At 50.6% G+C, this 231-nt stretch carries 1 protein-coding gene; it reads right to left on the bottom strand.

The features are described 5' to 3' along the window. The coding region (locus ACSV5T_RS10475) for a hypothetical protein (RefSeq protein ID WP_438321114.1) at window positions 1-213 on the bottom strand (213 nt) is incomplete at its 3' end. Window positions 214-231 lie beyond the last annotated feature (18 nt).

The following is a 231-nucleotide window of genomic DNA, read 5'->3' on the forward strand; positions in this document are numbered from 1 at the left end:
TGTCGCGAGTGAAGCTTTGGCGGAACCGAACGTAAAGTCGTGGTACGTCTCGTCGAGCGGATAAATCTGCTTCAAGCAGACACACCACTCTTGTTCGAACGTCAGGATTTCTCCACCCCGGGCCCGCCATTTTGCTTGTTCGACGTCGTCCGGCGTCACGGCTGTTTGTTTCGGTTCATTCGTTTTGATGAGTCGTGATAGTTTTGCTTTCATATCGATCCTTTCAATGCA

The organism is Veillonella sp. ZSJB6 (assembly GCF_051549505.1).
Taxonomy (GTDB): Bacteria; Bacillota; Negativicutes; order Veillonellales; family Veillonellaceae; genus Veillonella.